The following is a 7,119-nucleotide window of genomic DNA, read 5'->3' on the forward strand; positions in this document are numbered from 1 at the left end:
GGTTCAAACACATCGCCTTCAGATGGCTTTGCACACTTACTTTGTTCTGCCCCAAATAGACTGCCCGGGCATAGCGGAATTTACGGTGCAGTGTCAGAAATAACTCACATAATCGAAATAGCGGCTCAATAATCTCTACCGCTTCCCCTCCCTATTCTATTGATCAAATCTCAAAAAACATTTCCATATTATTAAAAACAAGTTAGAATTTCATAAAATTATAAATAATAATCAAACTTATTTGTATTATTTTAGTCAGAGTGTAATCGCATCTATTCGGTCTGTCTCATTCAGACGGCCTTACCAATCAAGTTATATGGATTCATTCTATGCAACCGATCAAAGTCACCACCCTCTCCGCCTGCATCGCCGCCATTGGTTTCGTCCCTGCCGTTTATGCTGCAGATAATTCGACAGTTATTCTCGATACCATAACTGTCAAAGGAACTCGAAATAAGGATGAAATCGGTAAAAACCGCGTTTATACCCGCGAAATCGTCAATCTTTACAAGAGCAAAAACGAAGTCGAAACCTTCAAAGGCAACACCGTATCCGACCTTTTAAGCGGTATGTCCGGCGTGTACAGCGGCGACGCGCGCAACAGCGGCGCGCTGGATCCGAATATACGTGGTGTGCAAGGTCAAGGACGGATTCCCGTTACCATCGACGGCACGGAGCAGGCGATTACCGTCTGGCGCGGCTACGCGGGCGCAAACAACCGCAACTACGTCGACCCCAACATCATCAGTAGCGTTTCTATCGAAAAAGGCCCCTCGTTCAGCCGTGATATGAAAAGCGGCATAGGCGGCTCCGTCGCCCTGAAAACCATCGATGCCGACGATATTGTCCCCGAAGGGCAGAAATACGGCTTTGAAGTGAAGGCGGAGGCTTCCAACAATTCCATCAAAAGGCGTGAGAATGCTTATGAACATTCAGTCGATTATCGAACCTTGCCTGTTCCCGCAGTAGCGACGGGTGGTATTTGGCGTTCGTTTTTTGACGATACCGACCGAATCGACCAGCGTTTCAACGGACGCAATAAATTTGGGGAGGATAAAGCCTACCGCATTGCCGCCGCCACCAAGCAGGACAATTTCGATGCCATGCTTGCCTATGCCTACCGCAGTAAAGGCAATTATTTTTCCGGCAAAAAAGGCGCGGAACGCTACGGTTATATCGGTCCTTGGACACAAGAAACTTTAGACGAATTGAAACGTCGTAAAGAAGAAGCCGCTGCCAAGGGTGAGAAATTTTTCGGCAGTGAAAACATGCTGGGCGCACCCGATATTTCAAAAATCGGACTTTTTTATCATCCGGGCGGGGAAGTCAGCAATACCTCGCTCGAAACCAAATCATGGGTAGGTAAAACCACCTTCCGTCTGCCGAACCGCCAAACGCTCAAATTCGGCCTGCGCCATACCGATTCCACGTTCGGCGAAATTATGCCTTCGCGCATTATCGGCCCCATCAGTTGGGATGCGTCCGTCCTCAACAAAATTGCCGAATGGCCGCAGGCATGGGTAAAACAGCGTTCCTACAATATCGACTATTCGTGGAAGCCCGAGGGCAGCCGTTGGATAGATTTCGATGCCACGCTTTGGACAACGCGCACCAAATCCAAAACCAATACCGCAGGTGGCTCACCCGGCGATACCGTTTATGAGGACAACAAATTTCAAATAGCATGGGATGAGTACGACAGATGGCAAAAAGCTACGCCTGAAGAGCGTCAAGAATTGCTGAATGCAGGTTTTGAAGTCCCAAAACCGCCCAAACCCGAAACGCCCAATACAAACGGCAGGTTCAACACTATTGAAGGCAACGCCTATTACGCCCGTAACAACCGTACAGGCTTTCAATTCTCCAACCGTATGAAATTGAGCGACAAACTGTCGTTGACTTTGATGGGCGATTTTCAAAATGAAAAACTGACATCGCGCAATGATTTTTCAGACGAGCTGGAGCGGGGAGGATACGACAAATATCGGGAAGAACTCGAAAACAGCACCATCAGGGCAAATTATGAATTGAACCAATACGGTGTACCTCGCAACGGCAAGCGGCGTGAATACAATCTGGGCTTTAATTTTCGCTACGAACCCTTCCGCTGGCTGACTTTGACGGCAGGTGGGCGATATACCAATTTCCAACTTCAGGATAAAAGCAGACGTTTGGAAAGCGGCACGAATAAGACCGGCGATCCGTTAGAAATGAACAGGGGAATAAAATATTCGATCGGCAGGGTTGCCACGCCGCAAGAATACGCGGATTACAAGGCAATTGACGATGCTTTGGCGAATGGCAGTCTTGATTATGGAGTTTTATATGAAACAGAGGAATACGCAGAACAAAGAAAAAAACATGCACAAATTAGCCTGACTTCGTTTCAAGTCAATTCGCAATATATTCCGACTTTGACAGATGATCGCGAAAAATGGGTCAATCCTAATGAAAAGGTGGATTTCTATTGGTTGAAAGACGATAAAGGCCGTCTGAATATGCAGGATCATCCCCTTACCAATGGCAGCATTCCTGATTTGCACACCAAAGTCGCCAATCCTGTATATGACCCGTCTATTCCAGACAGTCCGCAATTTGTACCTAAATACTACGCAGCCAGTGCAAGTGTTTACACAACGCCAATGACCGAAGCCGAAAGACAGAGGGCAATGAAGCAGAAGGGCAGCGGTTGGGTACCTGCATTTTCTGCCACCATCAATTTTACTGATTACAGCCGCGCCTATTTGCGCTATACCGAAACCCTGCGCTACCCCAGCATTTTTGAAGGGACTTACGGCTTTTCTACCGCCGCCGGCTCATTCAACCGCATGGGCTATGGCTGGCGGCCCGAACACGCCAAAAACTGGGAAGTGGGCTATATTCATGATTTGACGGGGCTGTTACCGAAAATGAAAAAAGCGGATTTCCGCGTCAATTACTTCCATAACAAGACCGAAAACGTTATCGATAGGGACAGCAATCTCGAATTCGAACAATTCGACAGACAAATCCGCAGTGGTGCCGAGCTGTCCACCCGCTTCGATACCGGACGCGTCTTCGGCAGCCTGAACGTATTCCGCAGCCTGAAAAACAAAATGTGCGACGAAAATTTCACTTGGACATCCGCAACAGAGGGCATGGTTGATTCAAGCTATTTTGTGAAAAACGGTAAGACTATGAATCGTCCTGTCTGCAACCACGGCGGCTTGACCGATTCGGGCTATCTGGCAAGCGCGCTTCAACCACGCTGGTCAATTGATGCCGAATTGGGCAGCCGTTTCCTTGCCAACAAACTGGAAACAGGCGTGCGCCTCCATTACCACAGCCGCGTCTATGAAAACCGCAACGATGCTTGGCAGCCATTCTACGATGTGCGCAATAAATATCAGAATGACAATATGAAGCCCCAGCATAACGATATGCGCTGGCAGCCTGTTGCGGTATGGGATGCCTACCTGCGTTATAAAATCGGCAAGAACCTGACTGCCGAGCTTGTGGGCAGCAATCTGACCAACCGCTACTACCTCGACCCGATGAGCCGTTCTTACCTGCCTGCACCGGGCAGAACCATCAGGATAGGGATTACGGGCAAGTTCTAAAATAGTTTCTAAATACAATTATCAAAACTCTGATATTAGTGAAGTGTAAATTTTCAGAAATGATAATAATTCATGTTTCTATTTCCTAAAAATAGGAATATACTTACCTTACTTTTCCAAGAGGGCGGATTTGTAAGTTTGATTCAGATTCTTCTTGAGAAAGTTCGTTGATTTTGTAAAACTTTATTTTGGAGTGAATTATGAAACTCGTAAAAACCGTTGCGGTATTGAGTGTTGCGTTTGCCGCTTCTTCTGTGTTTGCACTGCCTAAAGGTTTTCAAGCCAACCCGACTGGTGCGACGACCAAATCGATTCAAGTCGAAAGGGTAAAGCATATTGGTGTTACTCTTGAAAACGAAGGTGAGCATAAAGGTAAAGCTTCCATTTTTGTTAGTGATAACAAGGCTGTCTCAGGAACTCCAGAGAAAGGTATTGCCAATAACAAGCCTGTCTCTTTTGCTAAAATCGATGCGACAGCGAACAAATATTTTGTTAAAACGTTTGCTCACGGTATTTTGGGTAAAGACAAAAACGGCGTTACGGTCGCGAATCTGTACCGTATGAAAGGTATTGTTTGGGACAATATTCCAAGAATGCCCGACCATTCCCATTTAGGCCGTTTATCTTATTCTAAAGTCGGTAATATGGATGTTTACTTCGGCGACTGGTCTGCCGTTCCTTCCGGTGCGGCTGTCGGTACCAAAGGCACGAATTACACCGCCTTCTACAGCGGCACGGGTCGAACCACCAATCTGCCGACTACGGGTACTGCCACTTATACGGTTAAGGGTATCAACCAATATCATACGCAAAATACAGCCCTCTTAAACGGTACGTTGAAAGCTGATTTCGGTAAGCGAACGCTGAACGGAGAAATGGAACGCGCAGGTTTGAATGTCGCCATCAACAATGCCACGATTAATACGGCTCAGGCTTCCTTCTCCGGTACAGCTACGGCAAACAAAGTGGCCGGTACGACCCACGGTCATTTCTTCGGCAATCAAGGCGCAGCGATTGCGGGCGTGGCTGATTTTGGTCGAAACCATGCCTATAACACTGCCTTTGGCGGTACGAAAATCGGCAAATAATGAATCATAATGCGATAAGGCGGACGGTTTTTGTCGTTTCCCATTCCGTCCGCCTATAAAACACAAATCATCCGACACACAATGCACATCGTACAGGGCCGTTCGGAAATATCGGGCTTCGCAATGCGTTTAAGCCGGTATTTTTCGAACGGCCCGTGAGTTTGAAGGCGTGCTGTTTCGATGGGCTTGAGAAGCTCATTTTCAGACGACCCGTCATTCAAATAAAAAAATGCTCTGCCCGGTAAAGATGAAATGTCAGTTTTTCTTTGAAAAGGTCGTCTGAAAAACAAAGCCGCCCGATACACAGGAAAGAATTTTATGAAACGCCTTTTGCTCCTTCCCTTTTTTATCAGCCTGCTGCCCCACGCGTTTGCCGACGACAGGGAAGACCGCTTCATGCAGCTCAAACAGGGAACGGAACTCCGCCGCGCTCAGCAGGAAAGGAACGAAGCGGACAATACGGCGATCGAATTCGGCGCGGGAGAAGTGCAGGACGGCGAAGATTTGGCGTTGTCGCTGATGAAGGCGGTCAACGCGCAAAACGAAGAGGAAACGGCTCGGCTGTTAGACATTTACCGCCGTCAGGATGATTACGACCCCGATATAGTGCTGTTTGCCGAGGCCAATCAGGCGGTGTCCCGCGACGATTTGGAGGCCGCGCTGGCGAAATACCGCGAGCTTTACCGCAAAAATCCCGAATTTCTGCGCGGCCGCCTGGATTTGGCGCGGCTGCTGTTTATAGACAAACAAAACAAAGAATCGGCGGCATTGTTCGACGGCATCGATATTCCCGAAGTGCCCGCCGTCAATGAGAAAATCAAAGTGTTTGCCGACGCTTTGAAGAAACGCGATGCGTGGAGCGGCTCGGTTTCGTTCGGCGCGGGTTACGACACCAACTTAAACCAGTCGTCGGGCACGACGGTTGTCCGCAATCAGACAAGCTGCGGTTTCGATTCGAACGGGCAGCCGATTCTGGACGATGCCGGAATGCTGTCCTGCCGCAACGAACAGCTTGACGCCTACGCGCCCGATGCGTTGAAAAACCGGATGTGGGTATATGAAGCCAACTTAAGCAGACGCATTTCGCTCAACGGCCACCACGGCCTGCAACTGGGCGGCTACGCATGGGGCCGGCTCTATCCCGGCAACAAAGAATACGGCGAACACAATATCAACGTCAGCCCCGCTTACAGTTTTCAGAGCAAAGACCATTCCTTCAGTATCGGCCCGCAGGTGCAATACGAATGGTCGGGCGGGAAACTGCGCGACAGCAGCGCCGGCATCAGCACGGCATACAGCCGCACCTTTTCCGACCAAGCCTCGCTGGGCGTGCAGCTCGACCACAAATACGACCGCTACCGCGGTGAATTAAAACATTTCAACGGCCCGCAGACGCTTCTGTTCACCACCGCCATCTACGCCCTGCCGAAAGACTGGCTGGTATTCGGCGGCTACGACTACCTGCGCAAAAACAGCCGCGAAAAAGTGGATTCCTACCGCCGGCACGGCCTGCGCGCGGGCGTCAATAAACGTTTCGAATCCGGCATCGACGCCACCCTTCAGGCAATCTGGCGCAAAACAGCCTATCAGGATTACCATGCCTGGCTGGAAACCCGCCGCCGTGATTTCGAACGCACCTACCAGTTGGACATCAAATTCGATCGCCCTTTCCTCCGCGGCTTCGTACCCATCCTCACCGTAAAACACACTGACAACAAAAGCTCGTCCTGGCTAAATCGCTATAAACGGAATGAATTTCTAATTAAAATAGAGCATAGGTTTTGAAATTAAAGGTCAGCCAGATGATCTCTTGTAAGATTATTATCTTATATTCATAATGTGATTAACTCGCAAATTTCTTACAGTTTAACTTATCAACTTGCTAAAAAAATTTGCAAATAGGCCGTCTGAACTTAATGTTTCAGACGGCCTTTGCAGTATAAATTAGCTATCCCCTACACTTTCTTGTTTCACAAGAGTTTGATGGTACTTGGTATTCTTATATCTCTCCTACTCCACTACACAATAAATTAGGAAGTAGAGGTAAGGTAAAATTAAATAGCCAAGTTTCTCTTAAAACCTATTGATTTTATACTAAAAATTGGAGTACTATGAGCACACTCTCTAGAGTATCACTAATTCTCATTTGACATATAGGAACAATAAGCGGAATTTGTAGAAGAATAGGAAAAAAGAAAATAATTTATATTATGTTAAATTCATAGTGCTAGTATTTTAGCCTGTTAACTCCTGTTTCTCCTAGTCGTACAATAACTTTTACAAAAAGCTTACCTGAAATTTTTCAGATGACCTTTTTACGCTTTTCTTTTCATATCCAAATAAAGTAAGATTCAGTCAACGGATATCAATCTTCATCTCACCATCCAATCTCTGGAGTAAAGCACCCCATGGCCGTCAATAAAATCGCCCGT

At 47.5% G+C, this 7,119-nt stretch carries 3 protein-coding genes and 1 pseudogene; 3 read left to right on the forward strand and 1 reads right to left on the reverse strand.

What is annotated here, in order from left to right; translation table 11 throughout:
• A pseudogene (locus tag HMPREF2560_RS11125) lies at window positions 1-106 on the reverse strand (IS5/IS1182 family transposase); the annotation flags it as partial.
• 223 nt (window positions 107-329) lie between these two features.
• Between HMPREF2560_RS11125 and HMPREF2560_RS05435 the strand changes: the two are divergent.
• The 3 genes from HMPREF2560_RS05435 to HMPREF2560_RS05445 all read left to right on the forward strand — a co-directional run bounded on the left by HMPREF2560_RS05435 (window position 330) and on the right by HMPREF2560_RS05445 (window position 6,472).
• Window positions 330-3,599 (forward strand): TonB-dependent receptor domain-containing protein, encoded by a 3,270-nt coding sequence (locus HMPREF2560_RS05435; RefSeq protein WP_070644759.1) that lies wholly within the window; start codon window positions 330-332, stop codon window positions 3,597-3,599.
• A gap of 200 nt (window positions 3,600-3,799) precedes the next feature.
• Window positions 3,800-4,687: a Slam-dependent surface lipoprotein gene (locus tag HMPREF2560_RS05440; RefSeq protein WP_070829561.1), complete on the forward strand. Its 888-nt coding sequence runs from the start codon at window positions 3,800-3,802 to the stop codon at window positions 4,685-4,687.
• Between the two features lie 318 nt (window positions 4,688-5,005).
• Window positions 5,006-6,472 carry a surface lipoprotein assembly modifier gene (locus HMPREF2560_RS05445; RefSeq protein WP_070873760.1) on the forward strand — a complete coding sequence of 489 codons (1,467 nt, stop codon included), beginning with the start codon at window positions 5,006-5,008 and terminating at the stop codon, window positions 6,470-6,472.
• Window positions 6,473-7,119: the final 647 nt, after the last annotated feature.

Origin of the sequence: Neisseria sp. HMSC078H04 (assembly GCF_001838135.1) — a bacterium.
Taxonomy (GTDB): Bacteria; Pseudomonadota; Gammaproteobacteria; order Burkholderiales; family Neisseriaceae; genus Neisseria.